The sequence below is a fragment of the Mycobacterium sp. E787 genome (assembly GCF_001668725.1).
Classification (GTDB): domain Bacteria; phylum Actinomycetota; class Actinomycetes; order Mycobacteriales; family Mycobacteriaceae; genus Mycobacterium.
This window is the reverse complement of the sequence record NZ_LZKL01000127.1, coordinates 49607-69332: the sequence shown is the minus strand read 5'-3', so window position 1 is coordinate 69332 and position 19726 is coordinate 49607. Positions and strand designations below refer to the sequence as shown.

The window sequence follows — 19726 nt, the reverse complement described above, 5'->3', positions numbered from 1 at the left end:
CCTCCGATGTAGCCGCCCCTGATCCAGATTGATACCCAACAGTTGCCTTCGACTGGTAACAGCCCGGTGGCTCGCATCTGGGTGACGTAGATGCCACCATTCGGTGAGGTTGAATCGGACAGGAAATGACGAGACAAGGGCACGGAATTTTCGTCGACGAGCTGCGGGCCTTTGCCGACGGCCACGCCGACCCGCGCGTGACGGTGGTCGCGAGGCGATGCGCCGCGCCGCTGCGCGTGGCCGTCGGCGGGCGCCGCGGGGTGGGCCGCCGCACGGTGGCTCGCGCCCTCGCCCTCGCCGGGCTCGCGGTGACCACGGGGGTGACCGACGCCGCCGACCTGGACGTCTATGTCACCGCCGAGGTGATCAAACCCGAGGACACCGGGGCGATCGCCGCCGCCGCGCGCCCGGTCCTGGCGGTCCTGAACAAGGCCGACCTGACCGGCTCGCTGTCCGGTCGGGCCGGCGCGGGGCCGATGGCGGCGGCGCGTTCGCGTTGCACCGAGCTGTCCGCGCGCGCGGGGGCGCCGATGGAGCCGATGAGCGGGCTGCTCGCGGTGGCCGCGGCGCGGGACCTGGACGGCGCCCTGTGGGCGGCGCTGCGGGCGCTGGCCGCCGATCCGGGCGGCGCCACCTGTCTCGACGGCTCGTTCGCCGGGTTCCTGGCCGCCGACAACCCGGTGCCGACCGCGCTGCGGGTGCGCCTGCTGGACGCGCTGGACGTGTTCGGCGTCGCGCTCGGGATCGCCGCGGCCCGGCGGGGCAGGACGCCGGCGCAGTTCCGCGCGTTGTTGCGCCGCGTCAGCGGCGTCGACGCCGTCCTGGGCAGGGTCTCGGTGCTCGGGGCCGAGGTGCGTTACCGGCGGGTGCTCCGGGCCGTCGCCGAGCTGGAGGCCCTCGCCGTGGTTGACGAAGGCATCCACGGCTTCCTGTGCAGTGACGACACCGTGGTCGCGCGCATGGCCGCCGCCGTCGAGCTGGCCGAGGCGGCGGGGCTGGAGCGCGCGACGCCCGAAGAACCGGTCGCGCACCTGCCGCGCGCCGTGCGCTGGCAGCGCTACGGCCTGGGCCCGGTGAGCGAGCTGCACCGCGCCTGCGGCGCGGACATCGCCCGGGGATCGCTGCGGCTGTGGTCGCGCGACGGCGGGCCGCTGCCCCGGGAGTCCTGTTGAACGGCGAGGACCCGGTGGACCGGGTGGACGCGCTGGTGGCGACGATCGGTCCCCGGCTGGACGCGCCCGCCATCAACCGCCGCGACGTGGTGTTGGTGACGGGCCCGTGGCTGGCCGGCGTCACCGCGGTGCTCGCCGCGCTGCGCGAACGGCTGCCACAACACAAGTTCGTCGAGTCCACGGATCTGGGGCCCGGGGACGCGCCGACCGCGGTGATTTTCGTGGTGTCCGCGGCCGCGCCGCTGAGCCCGTCCGACTGCGCGCTGCTGGACGCCGCCGCCGACCACACCGACGTCGTCGTCGGCGTGGTGTCCAAGATCGACGTCCACCGCAATTGGCGCGACGTGATGGCCGCCGACCGCGACGCCCTGGCCGCGCACGCGCCCCGGTACGGCCGGGTGCCGTGGGTGGGCGCCGCCGCCCTGCCCGACCTCGGCGACCCGGACGTCGACGACCTGGTGCAGACCGTCGCAGCGGAACTCGACGACGCCGACATCCCGCGGCGAAACCGGTTACGCGCGTGGGAATCCCGGCTGCAGACGGTCACGCGGCGGTTCGACCGGGACGCCGAGGGGGCGGGCCGGCGCGCCCGGGTCGATGCGCTGCGCGAGGAGCGCAGCGCGGCCCTGCGGCAGCGGCGGCAGTCCAGGACCGAGCGCACCATCACCCTGCGCGGCCAGATTCAGCAGGCCCGGGTCCAGTTGTCCTACTTCGCGCGCAACCGTTGTTCGTCGGTGCGAGGCGAGTTGCAGGAGGACGCCGCCGGCTTGTCCCGGGGGAGGATGGCCGGCTTCGAGGCCTACACGCGCGGGCGGGTCGACGAGGTGGTGGCCGAGGTGAGCGAGGGAACCACCACCCAGCTCGCCGACGTCGCGCAGGTGCTGGGCGTGCCGGTGGCGCTGCCGGACGTGGAGAAGCTGCCGACGATCGACGTGCCGCCCCCGCCGCTGAAATCCCGGCGGCAGGAGACGTGGCTGTTGATGCTGCTGGGCGCCGCGTTCGGGCTCGGCGTGGCGCTCACGCTCAGCCGACTGGTGGGCGGGCTGACCTCCCGGCTGAGCCCCGCGCTGGCGGTGGCCGGGGCCGCGGCGTGCGTCGCGATCGGGGTGGCGGTGACGTTCGTGGTCATCCACATCCGCGGCCTGCTGCGCGACCGGGCGTTGCTGGACCGCTGGACGGGCGAGGTGACGGCGTCGCTGCAGTCGGCGGTCGAGGAACTGGTCGCCACCCGCGTGCTGGTCGCCGAGTCCCTGCTGAGCACCGCGCTGGTCGCCCGGGACGAGGCCGAGAACGCGCATGTGGCCGAGCAGGTCAGCGCGATCGACAGCGAACTGCGCGAGCATGCCATTGCGGCGGCGCGGGCCGCCGCGGCGCGTGACCGGGAGATGCCCACCGTGCAGGCCGCGCTGGACGCCGTGCGTGCAGAACTGGGCGAACTGGGTACACCCCAACCCGAGGGCGAAAACGATGGACCAGCTTCGAGGAGCGAGAATGGCGATTCCGGGTGACGTTCGGCCCTGTTTCTGAATCGTTGTTGTGAGAAGGCTTATACCTGCCCGAGACCTCCCCGACAAGGCGATCACGATAACCTGTAGTTAACGCCACCATGTAAACAGTTGTGTGGGCGAACGCATACGCAAGCGGAAGATGCCGGTTAGCAGGCAGAAGAATTCAGGAGAGTTCGATGACTTCAGCGACCATTCCCGGTCTGGACAGCGCACCCACCAACCATCCCGGCCTGTTGGCCTGGGTGCAGGAGGTTGCCGAGCTCACGCAGCCCGACCGGGTGGTGTTCGCTGACGGCTCCGACGAAGAGTGGAAGCGGCTGACGGACCAGCTCGTCGAGGCGGGCACCTTCAAGCGGCTGAACCACAAGGAGTACCCGAACTCCTTCCTGGCGCTGTCCGACCCGTCGGACGTGGCGCGGGTGGAATCGCGGACCTTCATCTGCTCCGAGCGCGAGATCGACGCCGGACCGACCAACAACTGGATGGACCCCGCCGAGATGCGGTCCACCCTGAACGACCTGTACCGCGGCTGCATGCGCGGCCGCACCATGTACGTGGTGCCGTTCTGCATGGGCCCGCTGGGCGCCGAGGACCCCAAGCTCGGCGTCGAGATCACGGACTCCGAGTACGTCGTCGTCTCGATGAAGGTGATGACCCGGATGGGCAAGGCCGCGCTGGAGAAGATCGGCGACGACGGGTTCTTCGTCAAGGCGTTGCACTCGGTGGGCGCCCCGCTGGAGCCGGGCCAGCAGGACGTGCCGTGGCCCTGCAACGACACCAAATACATCACCCACTTCCCGGAGACCCGCGAGATCATGAGCTACGGCTCCGGCTACGGCGGCAACGCCCTGCTGGGCAAGAAGTGCTACTCGCTGCGCATCGCGTCGGCGATGGCCCACGACGAGGGCTGGCTCGCCGAGCACATGCTGATCCTCAAGCTGATCTCCCCGGAGAACAAGGCCTACTACTTCGCCGCGGCGTTCCCGTCGGCGTGCGGCAAGACCAACCTCGCCATGCTGCAGCCGACAATCCCGGGCTGGCGCGCCGAGACGCTGGGTGACGACATCGCCTGGATGCGGTTCGGCAAGGACGGCCGGCTGTACGCGGTCAACCCCGAGTTCGGTTTCTTCGGGGTGGCGCCGGGCACCAACTGGAAGTCCAACCCCAACGCCATGCGCACGATCGCCGCGGGCAACACCGTGTTCACCAACGTCGCGCTCACCGATGACGACGAGGTGTGGTGGGAAGGCCTGGAGGGCGAGCCGGATCACCTGATCGACTGGAAGGGTCACGACTGGTACATCCGCGAGACGGAAACCAAAGCCGCGCACCCGAATTCGCGGTACTGCACGCCGATGTCGCAGTGCCCGATCCTGGCGCCGGAGTGGGACGACCCGCAGGGCGTGCCGATTTCGGGCATCCTGTTCGGCGCCCGCCGCAAGACCACGGTGCCGCTGGTGACGCAGGCGCGCGACTGGCAGCACGGCGTGTTCATGGGCGCCACCATGGGCAGCGAGCAGACGGCCGCCGCCGAGGGCAAGGTCGGCACCGTGCGCCGCGACCCGATGGCCATGCTGCCGTTCCTGGGCTACCACGTCGGCGACTACTTCCAGCACTGGCTGGACCTGGGCAAGAACTCCGACGAGTCCAAGCTGCCGAAGGTGTTCTTCGTCAACTGGTTCCGCCGCGGCGACGAGGGTCAATTCCTCTGGCCGGGCTTCGGCGAGAACAGCCGGGTGCTGAAGTGGATCGTCGACCGCATCGAGCACCGGGCCGGCGGCAAGGAGACGCCGATCGGCATCGTGCCGACCGCCGAGGACCTGGACCTCGACGGCCTCGACGTGGACGACGCCGACGTCGAGCGGGCGTTGCTGGTCAACGCCGACGAGTGGCGGCAGGAATTGCCGCTGATCGAGGAGTGGTTCGAGTTCGTCGGCGAGAAGCTGCCCACCGGGGTCAAGGACGAGTTCGAGGCCCTCAAGCAGCGGCTGGCCGAGTCGAGCTAAGCCCCGCGAGCAGACGCAAAAGCCCCCATTCCGTCGCGGAATTGGGGGCTTTTACGTCTGCTCGGCAGACGGTATCGCCTGCCGCCGCAGCGATTTCGGCAGGTACACCGCTCCCGCGCCGGCGCCCGCCGCAGCGTCGCCCGGGTTGGAGATCGCGCAGCGCCTCAGTGACAGGCAGCCGCAGCCGATGCACGAATCGAGGTTGTCGCGCAGCGCGATCAGCCCGGCGATCTGGTCGTCGAGGCGCGTACGCCACGTTCGGGACAACCGGGCCCAGTCGGCCCGGGTGGGGGTGCGGCCGTCGGGGAGTTCGGCGAGCGCCGAGGCGATCTCGTCTAGGCTCAGGCCGACGTTTCGGGCGGCCTTGATGAAGGCCAGCCGGCGCAGCATCTGGCGTTCGAATCGGCGCTGACCGCCCGAGGTCCGGGTGGCCGTGATCAGGCCCTGGCCCTCGTAGAACCGGATCGCCGAGGCGGCGAAGCCGCTGCGGCGCGCGATCTCGCTGACGGTGAACAGATCCCGCTTGTCCATCTGACCCTCTTCGGAATTGCGGACTTGACTTAAAGTTTACTTCAACTATCAGTATGGCCGTATGACTCAAACTCATGTCGCCATCGTCACCGGCGCGTCCCGCGGGTTCGGCAAGGCGGTGAGCGCCGCGCTGCTCGACCGCGGGTGGGCCGTCGTCGCCGACGCGCGCCGCGCCGTCGACCTCAAAGCCGCTGCCGCCGAACTGAATTCGGACCGATTCATCCCGTTGCCGGGCGACGTCACCGACGCGTCGCACCGCGAAGTCCTGGTCGCCGCCGCGACCGGTGCCGGACCGCTTGGGCTGCTGGTGAACAACGCCAGCCGGCTGGGGCCCAGCCCGCAGCCGGCGCTCGCCGACTACTCGCCCGACGAGTTGCGGGCCGTGTACGAGGCGAACGTGTTCGCGCCGCTGGCCCTGATCCAGGCGGCGCTGCCCGCGCTCGCCGCCAACGCCGGGACCGTCATCAACGTCACGTCCGATGCGGCGGTCGAGCCATACCCGGGCTGGGGTGGGTACGGCTCGTCGAAGGCCGCGCTGGATCACCTGTCGGCCATCCTGGGTGCCGAGGTGCCGGTGGCGGTGTACGCCTTCGATCCGGGCGACATGCGGACCGAAATGCACCAGGCCGCGTTTCCCGGGGAGGACATCTCCGATCGCGCCGAGCCGGAAGCGAAAGTCCCGGCGTTGCTGCGCCTGCTGGACGCCCGGCCGCCCGCGGGCCGCTACCGCGCCGCCGATTCGGCGTTGTCCGGGGCGAGCTCATGACCGCGGCCATCGAGCCGCCGGAAGCGCGCGGCGTGGCCCGCGACGCCGTCAAGCTGCTGGTGGCCCGCCCCGGCCGGGTCACCCACGCGCGCTTCGCCGACCTCGGCGATCACCTGCAGCCGGGCGACCTGCTCGTGGTGAACAACTCGGCCACCCTGCCCGCGGCGGTCGACGGGCGCCGCGCCGGGCAGCCGATCGCCGTGCACTTCTCGACGGCGCGCGCCGAAAAGGCCTGGGTGGTGGAACTGCGGCCCGCGGCCGACGCGGCCGGCCACCTCACCGACGTCCGGCCCGGTGAACGCATCGACCTGCCCGGCGGCGCCGCGCTCGTCATCGGTTCGTCCTACCCCGAGCCCGAGGTCGACGGCGCGCGGTTGTGGGTGGCGCGGGTGATCCTGGAGGGGGAGGTGGGCTCGTACCTCGCCCGGCACGGCCGGGCGATCCGCTATGCGTACGTGCCGCGGCAATGGCCGTTGCGTTATTACCAGACCGTGTTCGCCCGCCACCCCGGCAGCGCCGAAATGCCCAGCGCGGCAAGGCCGTTCAGCACCGAACTGGTCACCGCTCTGGTCTCTGCCGGCATCGGGGTCGCACCGGTCACGCTGCACGCCGGCGTGTCGTCGGCCGAGGCCGGCGAGCCACCGACCCCCGAGCTGTTCGAGGTGCCGGCGCCCACCGCGCGGATGGTCAACTCGGTGCGTGCGGGCGGCGGCAGGGTGATCGCCGTCGGCACCACGGCCACCCGCGCGCTGGAGTCGGCCGCGACGGCCGACGCAGTGGTGCGGCCGGCCGTCGGCTGGACCGATCTCGTGCTCGGCCGCAACCGCCCCGCGCGGGTGGTCGACGGCCTGATCACCGGCTGGCACGACGCCGGCGCCTCGCACCTGTTGCTGCTGGAGGCCGTCGCCGGCCCGGACCTGGTCGCCCTGGCCTACCGGGAGGCCGCCGCCCACGGGTACCTGTGGCACGAGTTCGGCGACAGTGCCCTGCTCCTGCGGGACAGATAGGCCGAGCAGACACAAAAGCCCCCACACCTACGGCGTGTCGGGGGCTTTTGTGTCTGCTCGGCAGGTTGCGCGCGCCTCGACCCGCCACTTAACACCCGTCAACTTCGGCGGCGGTACAGTCCTCGCATGCAGATTCGCCCCCACGTCGGCGCCGGCAAACCCGCCGTCATCCTGTACCCGTCCGGCACGGTCGTCACCTTCGACGACCTGGAGGCGCGCGCCAATCGGCTGGCGCACCGATTCCGCCAGGCCGGGCTGCGCGAGGGGGACACCGTCGCGATCCTGATGGAGAACAACGAGCACATCCACGCGGTGATGTGGGCGGCCCGCCGCAGCGGCCTGTACTACGTGCCGATCAACACCCACCTCACCGCGGCCGAGGCCGCCTACATCGTCGACAACAGCAACGCCAAGGCCATCATCGGGTCGGCGGCGCTGCGCGACACCCTGGCGCAGCTGCGCGACCATCTGCCCAACGGCTTGCCGGAGCTGCTGATGATCGCCGACGGCGACCTGCCCGGCTGGGAGCGCTACCCGGAATGCGTTGCGCGCCAGCCCGATACGCCCATCGACGACGAGCTCGAGGGTGACCTGCTGCAGTATTCGTCGGGCACCACCGGCCGGCCCAAGGGGATCAAACGCGAACTGCCGCACGTCCCGCCCGCCGAGGCGCCCGGCATGATGTCGGCGCTGGTCGAGTTCTGGATGACGCCCGACTCGATCTACCTGAGCCCGGCCCCGCTGTACCACACGGCGCCGTCGGTGTGGTCGATGAGCGCGCAGGCCGGCGGCATCACGACGGTCGTGCTGGAGAAGTTCGACCCCGAGGGCACGCTGGACGCCATCCAGCGGCATCGGGTCACGCACGGCCAGTTCGTGCCGGCCATGTTCACCCGGATGCTGAAACTGCCCGCCGCCGTGCGAGATTCGTACGACCTGTCCAGCCTGCGGCGGGTGATGCACGCCGCCGCGCCGTGCCCGGTCGAGATCAAGAAGCAGATGATCGACTGGTGGGGACCGATCATCGACGAGTACTACGCGTCCTCCGAGGCCATCGGGTCGACGCTGATCAGCGCCGAGGAGTGGCTGGCGCACCCGGGTTCGGTGGGCAAGCCGATGGCATGCCAGATCCACATCCTCTCCGAGGACGGCACCGAGCTGCCGCCCGGCCAGCCGGGCGAGATCTACTTCGAGGGCGGGTATTCCTTCGAGTACCTCAACGACCCGACGAAAACCGCCGCCTCGCGCGACAGGCACGGGTGGGCCACCGTCGGCGACATCGGCTACCTCGACGACGAGGGCTACCTGTACCTGACGGATCGCCGCCACCACATGATCATCTCCGGCGGCGTGAACATCTACCCGCAGGAGACCGAGAACCTTCTGGTCACGCACCCGAAGGTGTTGGACGCGGCGGTGTTCGGCGTTCCCGACGACGAGATGGGACAGCGGGTGGTGGCGGCCGTGCAGACCGTCGACCCCGCCGACGCCACCGATCGGTTCGCCGACGAGCTGACCGCGTGGCTGCGAGACCGCTTGGCGCACTACAAATGCCCGCGGTCGATCGCCTTCGAGGAGCAGCTGCCGCGCACCGACACCGGGAAGCTCTACAAGAACGGGCTGATCGAGAAGTATTCGGTGTGACCCATGCTGCGGGTCGTCGACGTCGGTAGCGAGGGCGATGCGGACGCCGCTGCACCGCCCGGCGTGATCGTCGCCGTCGGCTCGGCCGCCGATATCGCGGCCGGCGAATCGTGGCTGCAGCAAGCGACTTTCACCCTGACCGAGGATCCCTGTGCCGATCGCCGGGCGGTCACCGTCGAGTCGGTGGCCGAAACCCTGGCCGAGCTGACGAGCCGCTGCCAGCGATGGCCGCACGCCAGCGCCGTGTGCGACGACGTGCTGCGCGCGGTCGACCCGGCGGCCCCGGCGCTGGCCGGGGTGGTGACCGAGTCGCTGGCCTACTCGACCCTGCAGGCCGGCCCGGAGTTCGCCCGCTGGCTACACGAACGCGGCCCGGCCGGCGCGCCCGGCCTCGTCGACCCGGTGCTGACCCGCCGCGACGGCGACACGCTGCGCATCACCTTCAACCGCCCGCAGCGGCACAACGCGTTCTCCACCGACGCGCGGGCCGCGCTGCTCGAGGCGCTGACCGTCGCGCTGCTGGACCCGTCGTTGACCGGGATCGTGTTGAGCGGCAACGGCCCGTCGTTTTGCAGCGGGGGAGACCTCGCGGAATTCGGGACCTTCGCCGACCCGGCGAGCGCGCACCTGGCCCGCACCCGGCACAGCCCCGCCCTGGCGCTCGACGCGCTGACCGCCCGCCTCGGCCGGGCCTGCCGGGCCGAGGTGCACGGCCGGGTGGTGGGCAGCGGTTTGGAGATGGCGGCGTTCTGCGGATGGGTTGAGGCGCACGAGGATTCGCTGTTCGGGCTGCCAGAATTGGGCCTCGGCCTGATCCCCGGTGCCGGCGGAACCGTCAGCGTCACCCGCCGGATCGGGCGGTGGCGCACGGCGTATTTGGTGCTGTCCGGGCGCGCGATCGATGCCGGTACCGCGCGCGGGTGGGGGCTGGTGGACGCGACTTTCGCCGGCGCCCAAGGGCGTTAGAAGCCGGAGAACGTCGTGGTGGTCGTGGACGGGATGGACGAGACCACCGCCGCGATGAACGCGAACCACAGAATGACCCCGATGACGGACGCCGCCACACCCACCACCGCGCCGATGATGGCCCACTTCTTGGCGTTTTCGGCCGAGGCCTGTGCCTCGGCATACCGTCCCTGCGCCCACAGCCCGGAGACCTTCGTGGAGTACACCAGCGAGACGATCCCGAACGGGAGGCAGCAGAAGACCGTGACCAGGATGGCCCAGACGAGGTAGTTGTCCGGCTCGCGCTGCCCCGGCCAACCCGGCTGCGGGGCCGGGTAACCGGGCGGCGGCTGGCCCTGCCAATACGGTTGCGGTTGGCCCTGCCATTCCGGGGAACCTTCGTACGGCCCAGGGGGATAACTCATGGCAGCCGCCTCCCTCTGGCTTTGCCGGTGCGAGAAGTCCCGCAAATATACAGCAGGCGCCGAGCGCGATCCGGGAGATTCGCCTCAGATCCCGCCCCGGGCGACCAGTTGGGCGGCGATCACGTTGCGCTGGATCTCGTTGGTGCCTTCGCCGACGATCATCAGTGGCGCGTCGCGGAAGTAGCGCTCGACGTCGTATTCGGTGGAATAGCCGTAGCCGCCGTGGATGCGGACGGCGTTCAGCGCGATTTCCATCGCGGCCTCGGAGGCGAACAGCTTGGCCATCCCGGCCTCCATGTCGCAGCGTTCGCCGCTGTCGTAGCGCTCGGCGGCGAAGCGCGTGAGCTGACGGGCCGCGGTGAGCTTGGTCGCCATGTCGGCCAGGTAATTACCGACGGACTGGTGTTTCCAGATCGGCCGCCCGAAGCTCTCCCGCTGCTGGGCGTAGGCCAGCGCGTCCTCGAGCGCGGCCGTCGCCACCCCCAGCGCCCGCGCGGCCACCTGGATGCGACCCGTCTCCAGCCCCTTCATCATCTGCGCGAAGCCCTCGCCCGGCCGGCCGCCCAGGACCGCGGCCTGGGGCGCGCGGAAGTCGTCGAACGACAGCTCACACGACTCGACGCCCTTGTAGCCGAGCTTGGGCAGGTCCCGCGACACCGTCAGCCCGGGCCCGTGCTGCACGAGCACGATCGAGATGCCCTGGTGCCGCGGCGTGGCGTCGGGGTCGGTCTTGCACAGCAGCGCGATCAGGCCGGAGCGGCGGGCGTTGCTGATCCAGGTCTTGGCACCGTTGATCCGCAACCCGCCTGAGCCGTCTGGCAGCGCCGTCGTCGTCATGTTCTGCAGGTCCGAACCGCCGCCCGGCTCGGTCAGCGCCATCGTGGCGCGAAGGTCGCCGGTGGCCATCGGCGGGAGGTACGCGCGCTTCTGCTCCTCGGTGCCGAACAGCGTCAGCAGCTTGGCCACCACGGTGTGCCCGCCCATCGCGCCGGCCAGGCTCATCCAGCCCCGTGCCAGCTCCTCGGTGACGCGCACATAACAGGGCATCGACACCGGCGACCCGCCGTACTCCTCCGGAATGGCCAGGCCGTAGATGCCGATCCGCTTCATCTGCTCGATCCACGCCTCGGGGTAGGCGTTGGCGTGCTCGACCTCGCGGACGCCGGGTTTGACGTCGCGGTCGACGAACGCCCGCACCGTGGCGACCAGCATGTCCTCTTCGTCGTTCAGCTCTGTTCTCACGTGTGCCATATTGGCCCGGTGACTTATGCGCGTGTGCGGGAGGGCGGCCCGTACTTCGACGATCTCTCGGTGGGCCAGGTCTTCGACTGGGCGCCGGCGATGACGCTGTCCTCGGGACTGGCCGCCGCCCACCAGGCGATCCTGGGGGATCGGCTGCGACTGGCGCTGGACGCGGTGCTGTGCACCGCGGTGACGGGCGAGCCGGGGCCGCTGGCCCACCCGGGGCTGGTCTGCGACGTGGCGATCGGGCAGTCGACGCTGGTGACCCAGCGGGTGAAAGCCAATTTGTTCTATCGGGGGCTGACCTTTCACCGCTTCCCGGTCGTCGGCGACACCATCTACACGCGCACCGAAGTCGTTGGGCTGCGGGCGAATTCGCCCAAGCCGGGCCGGGCGCCGACGGGGCTGGCCGCGCTGCGGATGATCACCATCGACCAGGCCGACCGGCTGGTCCTCGACTTCTACCGGTGCGCCATGCTGCCGGCCGGCCCGGACTTCGATCCCGAGCGCGCCCCCGCCGACGATCTGTCGGCCGTCGGCGCCGGCGTTCCCGGCCCGGCCCACGATCCGACGGCGCATTGGGACGCCGAGGTGTTCCGCACCAAGGTGCCGGGCCCGCATTTGCCCGCCGGCCTGGCGGGCGCGGTGCTGCGCAGCACCGGTGACGTGGTCAGCGGCGCAACGGAACTCGCCAGGCTTACCCTCAATATCGCCGCCACACACCACGATTCGCGCGTCGGCGGGCAACGGCTGGTGTACGGCGGGCACACCATCGGGCTGGCGCTGGCCCAGGCCAGCAGGTTGCTGCCCAACCTGGTGACGGTGTTGGGCTGGGAGTCCTGCGACCACACCGGTCCGGTGCACGAGGGCGACACCCTGTACAGCGAACTGCACGTCGAGACCGCCCGGCCGACCGAGCGCGGGGCGGTGCTGGGGCTGCGGTCGCTGGTCTACGCGGTGGGCGATCCCGACCGCCCGGTGCTGGACTGGCGATACAGCGCGCTGCATTTCTAGTTCGCCCCACGCGCACAATGGGATGGTGACGACGTCGACCGGGTGGGGCAGCAGCGGGCTGGCCTACCTGACGGGCATGCCGGACGGGCCGCCCGACTTCTCCCGCGCCAACGTGCTGGCCCGCGCCGAGGACGTGGCCGCGGCCGTCGGCCGCCGGTTGGGCATCGCCGTCGACGCGGCGGCCCTGCTGGCCGGGCGCGCCGCGCTGCTCGGGCTGACCCGCGCGGGCCGGGTGTCGGCCGGCGGCGCCACCCGGTTGCTCGCTGCGGCCGACGGGTGGTGTGCGATCACGCTGGCGCGCCCCGACGACGTCGCCGCCGTGCCCGCGCTGCTGGCGGTTGACGAGGCGCCCGCCGATCCGTGGCCGGCGCTGCGGCGCTGGGCCGCAACGCATCCGGCGGGCGCGATCGTCGAGCGTGCGCGCCTGCTCGACCTCCCGGTCGCCTGCCTCGGCGAGGCCGCGCCCGGCCCGCCGCGGATGAGCCGGATCGGTGCCCCGGCAACGCCGCGCGAGCCGGCCGGCCTGCTGGTGGCCGACCTGTCTTCGATGTGGGCCGGCCCGCTGTGCGGGCGGCTGCTGGCGCGTGGCGGGGCCACCGTCGTCAAGGTGGAAAGCCCGCGCCGCCCCGACGGCACCCGAGCGGGCAGCCGCGCCTTCTACGACTGGATGAACGCCGAAAAGCTGTCCTACTGCCTGGATTTCGACGCCCAGACCGACGAGCTGCACGAGCTGCTCGCGGTGGCCGACGTCGTGATCGAGGGCTCGCGCCCCGCGGCGCTCGCGCGGCGCGGGCTGGGACCGGACCACGTGGCGCCGCGCGCGGGCCGAATCTGGTTGCGGATCACCGGATATGACGATCCCAGGCCGGCGTTCGGGGACGACGCCGCGGTGGGTGGCGGCCTGGTGGGCACCGCCCGCCCGGGTTTCCAAGGGCCGGTGTTCTGCGGCGACGCCATCGCCGATCCGCTGACGGGCCTGGAGGCGACGCTGGCGGTCGCCGAATCGCTGGGCCGCGGCGGCGGCGAGCTGATCCACGCGTCGATGGCCGCAGTGGCCGCGAGCTACGCTGCGCTGCCCACCGCCGCATCGGAAGCGCCGCACCCGGCCCCGCCGCCGCGGGCGCCCGCGACCCTCGGTCGGGCGGCCGGGCTCTGCGCCGACAACGAGGCTGTCCGCCGGTTGGTCGCCGAAAGGCGTTGCTTGTCATGCTGATTCACCGGGGCACCCTGCTGGACGGCAGAACCGTCGACATCCGGGTCGGCGCGCAGATCGAGGAGATGGGCGAGGGCCTCGCGGCGCGCAAGGGCGAGGGCGTGCTCTACGCCGGCGGCGGAACCGTGCTGCCCGGCCTGCACGACCACCACGTGCACGTGCGGTCGGCGGCGTCGGCGCTGGACTCCTTCCTGGTCGGGCCACCCGGAGTCACCACCAAAGAGCAACTGACGCAGCTGCTCTCGAACGCCACCCCCGGGCCCGACGGATGGATCCGCGCCGTCGGCTACCACGAGTCGGTCGCCGGGGAGCTGGACCGGGCGGCCCTGGATGCGCTCGTGCGCGACGTCCCCGTGCGCATCCAGCACCGCAGCGGGGCGCTGTGGATGCTCAACTCCGAGGCGCTGGGCCGGGTCGGCCTGCCCGAACACCCCGACGGCCGGCTGCGCAGCGCCGACCGCGGCTGGTCGGACGCGCTGGCGCAGCGCGAAACCGACCTTGCCGAACTTTCCCGCCGCATCACCGCGACCGGCGTCACCGGCGTCACCGACGCCACCCCCGACCTCGCCGCCGACGACATGGTCGCGCTGCTGGTGTCGCACCGGCGCGGTGAGTTCCGGCCCCGTCCGAGCTTCCTGTCCCCGGGTAAGAAGATCCTGCAGGACGACCGCCTCGACCTGGACGCCCTGACGGCCTGGGTCGCCGCACAGCACGGCGACGACCGGCCGGTCGCCGTGCACTGCGTGACCGCCGCCCAATTGGTGGTCACCATCGCGGCCCTGCGGGCGGCCGGCAGCCACCCGCGGGACCGCATCGAACACGCCGCCGTCGTGCCCGACGAGAACTTGGCGGATCTCGCCGAACTCGGGGTCACCGTGGTGACCCAGCCCAACTTCGTCGCCGAGCGCGGCGACCACTACCTCGCCGACGTCCCCGCCGCCGAGCACCCTCAGCTGTGGCGGGTCGCCTCCCTGCTGGACGCGCGGGTGCCGGTGGCGCTGTCGACCGACATGCCGTTCGGTCACGGCGACCCGTGGACGGCGATGCGCGCCGCGGTGTACCGCACCACGCCCGGCGGCGCCGTCCTCAACCCGAATGAATGTGTCTCGGCGCTAACGGCTTTGACGATGTTTCTGGGCCGGCCGGATCAGCCGGGGCGGGCGCGGACCGTGGACACCGGGCAGGCGGGCGACCTGTGCGTGCTGACCGAGCCGCCGGCCACGGTGCTGGCCGAGCTGGACGCCGGCATGGTGGCGGCCACCGTCATCGGCGGGGAGCTCGTGTACTTCGCGATGTGACCCGCGCTCAGGCGGCCTGGCCGAGCGCGGCGCGCAGGCTGTCGCACTGGCTGTCGAAAAAGCGCCGCGACACCGCGGCTTTGCGGGCCACCGCGTCGAAGCCGTGGAAGGCGCCCGGCACCACCTCGACGTGGCACGGCACGCCCGCGTCGATCAGGCGCCGGGCGTAAGCCAGGTCCTCGTCGTGGAACAGGTCGTGCGTCCCGACGCCGATCCACGCCGGCGGCAGTCCGCTCAGGTCTTCGCGGCGCGCCGGCACCGCGACCCGCGGGTCGGCGCCGCCCAGATAGGCCTGCCAGCCGAAGTGGTTGCTGCGCGTGCTCCACAGCCGATGGTGCGGGCTCGCCGCGGCGGCCGAGCTCCGGTCGTCCAGCATCGGGTACACCAACAGCTGCAATACCGGACTGACCTCGCCGCGGTCCCTCGCCAGCAGCGCCAGCGCCGCCGCCAGGCCGCCCCCGGCGCTGCCGCCGGCGATCGCCACCCGGTTGCGGTCCACCGCCGGCAGGTCGGCCAGCCAGGTGAGCGCCGAATAGCAGTCCTCCAGCGGCGCGGGATACGGATGTTCGGGCGCCAGGCGGTATTCCACCGACGCGACGGTCATGCCCAACCTCGAGCTGAACCGCCGGCACAGCCAGTCGTCCTGCTGGGCGGTGCCCATCACGTATCCGCCGCCGTGGATCCATACCAGCCCTGGGGTCGGCGCGGCCACCCCGACCGGGCGGAAGAGCCGGACACCGGCCCCCGACGCCAGGGTGATCACCTCGACGTCGGACGCGCCGGGTTTGCCCCGGCGCCCCGTCACGGCGCTCAGGGACCGCAGCACCGGCAGGGTGCGGGGCCCGATCAGGTGCCGCGGGACGATGCGGGCGAACAGGCGCAGGTCGGGGTGAACGTCGTTGTGTTGAGCGTCGCTGTCGTGAACGTCATCGTTCGGCACCGATCCAGTATCCATCCGGGCTTGTTCCGGCACCGAATAACTCCCGTGAACCGCTGGGTTAGCCAAGCGAAGATCGGGGTAGGAATCCCGTTGATCGAAATGCCGGCGCACCCCGTGTCCATCAGCGTGCCGGCGAAGCGGGTTCGCGTACACACCCCCCACCGGGGCAGAGGCGCGTCCGGGCCGCCCGGCCGTGCACGATGCGAGAGGCATGACATGCTGGGGCATCTCTACGATCGGGCGCTCGGTGGCGAGAGGTGTTGGGTCCGGCACGAGGACGGCGAGGTTCGCCCGCTGCCGGCGCACCGCTGGCTGGGCGACCGATGCCCGGACAACGTGCCGCGCGACGCCGTCGACGACGTGTTCGACGAAGCCGTGACGCAGATGTGCGCCGGCCCGACGATCGAGCTGGGTTGCGGGCCCGGCCGGTTGGTTGCCAGGCTGATCCGCCGCGGGGTGCCCGCCCTGGGCATCGACCGGTCCGCCACCGCGATCCGCCTGGCCGGGCGCGGCGGCGCGCCCGCGATACTCGGCGATGTTTTCGAGCCGCTGCCCGGAACGGGTCGCTGGCAGACGGTTCTGCTGGTCGACGGCAACGTCGGCCTCGGCGGCGATCCGCGCCGGATCCTGGCCCGCGCCGCCGAGCTGCTGGGTCGCGGCGGGCGGTGCATCGCCGAGTTCGAGACCGAGGCCATCGGCATCCGTCCGCGCTGGGTGCGGCTGGAGACGGCCGGTGACGTCGGGCCCTGGTTCCGGTGGGCGTCGGTCGGCGTGGACAGCGCCGCCACCCTGGCCGCACAGGTGGGGCTGACGCTGACCGGCGTCCGGCTGATCGGCGGGCGGGTCGTCGCGAGCCTGGCCGCCCTGTGAGCGACTACGGGTACCCCGCCCGGCTGTGGCGTGCGCTCGACGGGCACCCCCCGCCGGGCGTGCGGCGGCTGAACCGCTTGCCCCTCCAGTTTCGAAGCCCCCTGCGCGGTCCGTGGCTGACCTCGGTGTTCGGGCTGGTGCTGCTCGTCGCGCTGCCGATCGTCATCGTCACGGGGCTGCTGTCCTACATCGCCTACGGACCGCAACTGGGACAGGCCATCCCGTCGGACATCGGCTGGCTGCGGCTGCCGGCCTTCGCCTGGCCGACCCGCCCGTCGTGGTTGTACCGGCTGACCCAGGGCCTGCACGTGGGGCTGGGCCTGGTGATCATCCCGGTCGTGCTGGCAAAGCTGTGGTCGGTGATCCCGAAACTGTTCGTGTGGCCGCCGGCGCGCTCCCTCGCGCAGGTGCTGGAGCGGTTGTCGTTGCTGATGCTGGTCGGTGGCGTGCTGTTCGAGATCGTCACCGGGGTGCTGAACATCCAGTACGACTACATCTTCGGGTTCAGCTTCTACGACGCCCACTATTTCGGGGCCTGGGTCATGATCGCGGGCTTCCTGATGCACATCGCGCTCAAGATTCCGCGCATGCTCACCGGGCTGCGGTCGATGCCGCTGCGAGAGGTGTTGCGCACCAACCGAACCGATACCCGCCCGGAACCGCCCGACCCCGACGGGCTGGTCTCGGCGGATCCGGCGGAGCCGACGATGAGCCGGCGCGGCGCCCTGGCGCTGGTCGGCTCCGGCGCCCTGCTCGTCGCCGTGCTGACGGCCGGCCAGACGCTGGGCGGCGCCTCCCGCCGGGCGGCCCTGCTGCTGCCGCGCGGCCGCGGTGACTTCCCGGTCAACAAGACCGCTTCCGCCGCGGGGATCGCGCCCGAAAGCGTCGGCGCGAGTTGGCGATTGACGCTGCGCGGCGGCCCCTCGGAGGTGGTGCTGGACCGGGCCACGCTGGCCGGCCTGCCCCAACATGGGGCGCGGCTGCCGATCGCCTGTGTCGAGGGATGGTCGACGGTGCAGTCCTGGAGTGGGGTCCGGCTGGCCGAACTGGCCCGGCTGGCCGGGGTGCCCGCGCCCCGCGCGGCCCGCGTCACGTCACTGCAGCGGGGCGGAGCCTTCGGCGCGGCGACGTTGCAGGCCAACCAGATCGGCGATCCGGACGCCGTGCTGGCGCTGCGGGTCAACGGCGCCGACCTGTCGCTGGATCACGGCTATCCGGCCAGGATCGTCGTTCCCGCGCTGCCCGGCGTGCACAATACCAAATGGGTCACCGCCATCGAATTCAAACCGAACTGAAATGTCCGGGCTGTCAACGCGTTTCGCGGCCGCCTACGGCGCGCACCCGCTGCATCTGCTGACCATGCTGTCCGGCTTCGCGCTGCTGGGCTACGTTCTGGCCACCTTCCGGCCGGTGACGCTGTGGAATTCGGGCACCTGGTGGCAGTCGATCGCCGTCTGGCTGGCCGCCGCGGTGATCGCCCACGACCTGCTGCTCTTTCCGCTCTACGCGCTGGCCGACCGGCTGCTGTGGCAGCGCGCCGCCCGGTCGAGCCCTCCAAAAGTCGGCGCGCGCAACCACATTCGGGTCCCCGCCCTCGGCGCCGGGCTGACGCTGCTGATCTTTCTCCCGGGCATCATCCAGCAGGGCGCGCCCACCTACCAGGCGGCCACCGGGCAGACCCAGCAGCCGTTTCTGGGCAGGTGGCTGCTGCTCACCGCGGCGATGTTCGCGGCGAGCGCGCTGTGCTACGCCGCGCGACTCGCCGGGCTGCGTTTTCGGGCCGCCGGCGCCCAGCGCGGCGAACCGCCAAATCGGTCTGAGCAGTAAGCCGGCGCGGCCTGGCTAATCGCGGGCGCAGCCGTTCGCCGGCGCCGAAAGGAAGCTTTACGCAATCGTCAGTTTCGCCGGTCCGCGCGGGGGTACAGTCCGTACATGACTGCGAGGGGACCCCGCATGACACCCTGCGTGAAGTGGTTGCTGCGGGCGGGACCCGCGGACTACATGCTGGCCCTGAGCGATATCGGCGCTTCTCTGCCGGTCGTCGGCAAGCACCTCGAGCCCCTGGGCGGGCTCACGGCGATGGGCATCTGGGGCGCCCGCCACGCACCCGACTACTTCTCGGGGATGAGCATGCGTCGCCCGGCGCCCCGCGACGAGAGCCCCCGGCCGGGCCGCGAGAGCATCCAGGAGGTGTCCGTCGCGGCCCTGCGGGGGATCGTCTCGGCCGCCGACCTCGAACTCGAATGGCCCGTCGCGGAGCGGACGCCACCGATCTGGGAGGCGATGCGCCGGCGCCGCTACCTGTACCGTCGCGGCGTCCACTACGGGAACAGCCCCGCGCAGGTGCTCGACGTCTGGCGCCGCAAGGACCTGCCCGCGCAACCCGCACCCGTCCTGATCTTCGTTCCGGGTGGCGCGTGGGTGCACGGCAGGTGCATGGGCCAGGGCTCCGCGCTGATGTCGCGGCTGGCCGAACAGGGGTGGGTCTGCCTGGCGATCGACTACCGCGTCGCGCCGCACCACCGCTGGCCTCGGCACATCACCGACGTCAAGACCGCCATCGCGTGGGCGCGCGCCAACGTCGACAAGTTCGGCGGCGACCGCGATTTCGTTGCGGTGGCGGGCTGTTCGGCCGGCGGCCACCTGTCCGCGCTGGCCGGGCTGGCCCCCGACGACCCCGCGCACCGGGCCGAGCTGCCCGAGGGCGCCGACAGCTCGGTGGATGCGGTGGTCGGGATCTACGGCCGTTACGACTGGGAGGACCGTTCCACTCCCGAACGCGCCCGGTTCGTCGACTTCCTGGAACGCGTGGTGGTCAGGAAGTCGATCGCCCGGCACCCCGAGGTGTTCCGCGACGCCTCACCGATCGCGCGCGTGCATCGAAATGCGCCGCCGTTCTTGGTGATTCACGGCAGCCGGGACAGCATCATCCCGGTCGAGCAGGCCCGCAGCTTCGTCGAGCGGCTGCGCGCCGTCTCGCATTCCATGGTCGGCTACCTGGAGCTGCCCGGCGCCGGTCACGGGTACGACCTCATCGACGGGGAGCGGGCCGGTGCGGCGGCGCACGCCGCATCGCTGTTCCTCAACCACGTCTACCGCACCAAAACACGGATCGGCGCGAAAGAGGTTATCTGAGCTCCCGCCG

General features: G+C 71.6%; 18 protein-coding genes. 14 read left to right on the top strand and 4 right to left on the bottom strand.

Annotation, left to right across the window (positions count from 1 at the left end):
• Window positions 1-125 precede the first annotated feature (125 nt).
• The 3 genes from A5705_RS25205 to A5705_RS25195 all read left to right on the top strand — a co-directional run bounded on the left by A5705_RS25205 (window position 126) and on the right by A5705_RS25195 (window position 4686).
• The gene (locus A5705_RS25205) at window positions 126-1172 is read left to right on the top strand and encodes a hypothetical protein (RefSeq protein ID WP_067883804.1); all 1047 of its coding nucleotides are present in this window, start codon (window positions 126-128) and stop codon (window positions 1170-1172) included.
• Window positions 1169-2680 (top strand): hypothetical protein, encoded by a 1512-nt coding sequence (locus A5705_RS25200; RefSeq protein WP_067884217.1) that lies wholly within the window; start codon window positions 1169-1171, stop codon window positions 2678-2680. Before A5705_RS25205 ends, A5705_RS25200 begins: the two co-directional genes overlap by 4 nt.
• 176 nt (window positions 2681-2856) lie before the next feature.
• A complete protein-coding gene (locus A5705_RS25195; protein WP_067883802.1) occupies window positions 2857-4686 on the top strand; it encodes a phosphoenolpyruvate carboxykinase (GTP) in 1830 nt (609 codons plus the stop codon).
• A gap of 51 nt (window positions 4687-4737) precedes the next feature.
• Here the strand turns inward: A5705_RS25195 and soxR are convergent, their stop codons facing one another.
• Window positions 4738-5217 carry a redox-sensitive transcriptional activator SoxR gene (soxR, locus tag A5705_RS25190; RefSeq protein WP_067883800.1) on the bottom strand — a complete coding sequence of 160 codons (480 nt, stop codon included), beginning with the start codon at window positions 5215-5217 and terminating at the stop codon, window positions 4738-4740.
• A 61-nt stretch (window positions 5218-5278) separates the two neighbouring features.
• Between soxR and A5705_RS25185 the strand changes: the two genes are divergently transcribed.
• From A5705_RS25185 to A5705_RS25170, 4 genes are all read left to right on the top strand, one after another.
• Window positions 5279-5983, top strand: coding sequence for an SDR family oxidoreductase (locus A5705_RS25185; RefSeq protein ID WP_067883799.1), 705 nt, complete (start codon window positions 5279-5281; stop codon window positions 5981-5983).
• Complete coding sequence (locus tag A5705_RS25180; protein WP_067883797.1) at window positions 5980-6990, top strand: S-adenosylmethionine:tRNA ribosyltransferase-isomerase; 1011 nt, start codon at window positions 5980-5982, stop codon at window positions 6988-6990. Before A5705_RS25185 ends, A5705_RS25180 begins: the two co-directional genes overlap by 4 nt.
• 126 nt (window positions 6991-7116) lie before the next feature.
• Window positions 7117-8634, top strand: a complete 1518-nt coding sequence (gene fadD4, locus A5705_RS25175) for a fatty-acid--CoA ligase FadD4 (RefSeq protein ID WP_068280744.1) — start codon at window positions 7117-7119, stop codon at window positions 8632-8634.
• 3 nt (window positions 8635-8637) lie between these two features.
• Window positions 8638-9600 (top strand): enoyl-CoA hydratase/isomerase family protein, encoded by a 963-nt coding sequence (locus tag A5705_RS25170; RefSeq protein ID WP_068280742.1) that lies wholly within the window; start codon window positions 8638-8640, stop codon window positions 9598-9600.
• On the opposite strand, the gene A5705_RS25165 is transcribed toward A5705_RS25170, so the two are convergent.
• Entirely contained in the window at window positions 9597-10004 is a 408-nt protein-coding gene (locus tag A5705_RS25165; protein WP_067883790.1) for a CD225/dispanin family protein, read from the bottom strand. The two genes, A5705_RS25170 and A5705_RS25165, sit on opposite strands and share 4 nt — an antisense overlap.
• 84 nt (window positions 10005-10088) lie before the next feature.
• Window positions 10089-11234 (bottom strand): acyl-CoA dehydrogenase family protein, encoded by a 1146-nt coding sequence (locus tag A5705_RS25160; protein ID WP_082956699.1) that lies wholly within the window; start codon window positions 11232-11234, stop codon window positions 10089-10091.
• Window positions 11235-11264: 30 nt separating this feature from the next.
• On the opposite strand from A5705_RS25160, the gene A5705_RS25155 reads away from it, so the two are divergent.
• The 3 genes from A5705_RS25155 to A5705_RS25145 are packed head-to-tail and all read left to right on the top strand — an operon-like array spanning window position 11265 to window position 14771.
• On the top strand, window positions 11265-12260 hold the full coding sequence (locus tag A5705_RS25155) for a MaoC family dehydratase (RefSeq protein ID WP_067883781.1): 996 nt from the start codon (window positions 11265-11267) through the stop codon (window positions 12258-12260).
• Between the two features lie 22 nt (window positions 12261-12282).
• Window positions 12283-13473, top strand: coding sequence for a CoA transferase (locus tag A5705_RS25150; RefSeq protein ID WP_068280740.1), 1191 nt, complete (start codon window positions 12283-12285; stop codon window positions 13471-13473).
• Entirely contained in the window at window positions 13467-14771 is a 1305-nt protein-coding gene (locus tag A5705_RS25145) for an amidohydrolase family protein (RefSeq protein WP_067883777.1), read from the top strand. Before A5705_RS25150 ends, A5705_RS25145 begins: the two co-directional genes overlap by 7 nt.
• Before the next feature lie 7 nt (window positions 14772-14778).
• On the opposite strand, the gene A5705_RS25140 is transcribed toward A5705_RS25145, so the two are convergent.
• Window positions 14779-15726 carry an alpha/beta hydrolase gene (locus A5705_RS25140; RefSeq protein WP_067883775.1) on the bottom strand — a complete coding sequence of 316 codons (948 nt, stop codon included), beginning with the start codon at window positions 15724-15726 and terminating at the stop codon, window positions 14779-14781.
• Window positions 15727-15927: 201 nt separating this feature from the next.
• Here A5705_RS25140 and A5705_RS25135 point away from each other — a divergent pair, with 201 nt between their 5' ends.
• From A5705_RS25135 to A5705_RS25120, 4 genes are all read left to right on the top strand, one after another.
• The gene (locus A5705_RS25135; RefSeq protein WP_067883773.1) at window positions 15928-16581 is read left to right on the top strand and encodes a class I SAM-dependent methyltransferase; all 654 of its coding nucleotides are present in this window, start codon (window positions 15928-15930) and stop codon (window positions 16579-16581) included.
• On the top strand, window positions 16578-17876 hold the full coding sequence (locus tag A5705_RS25130) for a molybdopterin-dependent oxidoreductase (protein WP_067883770.1): 1299 nt from the start codon (window positions 16578-16580) through the stop codon (window positions 17874-17876). The genes A5705_RS25135 and A5705_RS25130 overlap by 4 nt, the downstream gene beginning before the upstream one ends.
• Before the next feature lies 1 nt (window position 17877).
• Entirely contained in the window at window positions 17878-18408 is a 531-nt protein-coding gene (locus A5705_RS25125) for a hypothetical protein (RefSeq protein ID WP_068280733.1), read from the top strand.
• 105 nt (window positions 18409-18513) lie between these two features.
• Window positions 18514-19716: an alpha/beta hydrolase gene (locus A5705_RS25120; RefSeq protein WP_068280730.1), complete on the top strand. Its 1203-nt coding sequence runs from the start codon at window positions 18514-18516 to the stop codon at window positions 19714-19716.
• The last annotated feature ends 10 nt before the right edge of the window (window positions 19717-19726 follow it).

What these genes read in the sequence shown, in the direction of transcription:
- A5705_RS25165 (WP_067883790.1), bottom strand. Translation starts at nt 10,004, where the DNA reads ATGAGTTATCCCCCTGGGCCGTACGAAGGTTCCCCGGAATGGCAGGGC.
- soxR (WP_067883800.1), bottom strand. Translation starts at nt 5,217, where the DNA reads ATGGACAAGCGGGATCTGTTCACCGTCAGCGAGATCGCGCGCCGCAGC.
- A5705_RS25140 (WP_067883775.1), bottom strand. Translation starts at nt 15,726, where the DNA reads ATGGATACTGGATCGGTGCCGAACGATGACGTTCACGACAGCGACGCT.
- A5705_RS25180 (WP_067883797.1), top strand. Translation starts at nt 5,980, where the DNA reads ATGACCGCGGCCATCGAGCCGCCGGAAGCGCGCGGCGTGGCCCGCGAC.
- A5705_RS25145 (WP_067883777.1), top strand. Translation starts at nt 13,467, where the DNA reads ATGCTGATTCACCGGGGCACCCTGCTGGACGGCAGAACCGTCGACATC.
- A5705_RS25170 (WP_068280742.1), top strand. Translation starts at nt 8,638, where the DNA reads ATGCTGCGGGTCGTCGACGTCGGTAGCGAGGGCGATGCGGACGCCGCT.
- A5705_RS25135 (WP_067883773.1), top strand. Translation starts at nt 15,928, where the DNA reads ATGCTGGGGCATCTCTACGATCGGGCGCTCGGTGGCGAGAGGTGTTGG.
- fadD4 (WP_068280744.1), top strand. Translation starts at nt 7,117, where the DNA reads ATGCAGATTCGCCCCCACGTCGGCGCCGGCAAACCCGCCGTCATCCTG.
- A5705_RS25150 (WP_068280740.1), top strand. Translation starts at nt 12,283, where the DNA reads ATGGTGACGACGTCGACCGGGTGGGGCAGCAGCGGGCTGGCCTACCTG.
- A5705_RS25120 (WP_068280730.1), top strand. Translation starts at nt 18,514, where the DNA reads ATGACTGCGAGGGGACCCCGCATGACACCCTGCGTGAAGTGGTTGCTG.
- A5705_RS25185 (WP_067883799.1), top strand. Translation starts at nt 5,279, where the DNA reads ATGACTCAAACTCATGTCGCCATCGTCACCGGCGCGTCCCGCGGGTTC.
- A5705_RS25205 (WP_067883804.1), top strand. Translation starts at nt 126, where the DNA reads ATGACGAGACAAGGGCACGGAATTTTCGTCGACGAGCTGCGGGCCTTT.
- A5705_RS25195 (WP_067883802.1), top strand. Translation starts at nt 2,857, where the DNA reads ATGACTTCAGCGACCATTCCCGGTCTGGACAGCGCACCCACCAACCAT.
- A5705_RS25125 (WP_068280733.1), top strand. Translation starts at nt 17,878, where the DNA reads ATGTCCGGGCTGTCAACGCGTTTCGCGGCCGCCTACGGCGCGCACCCG.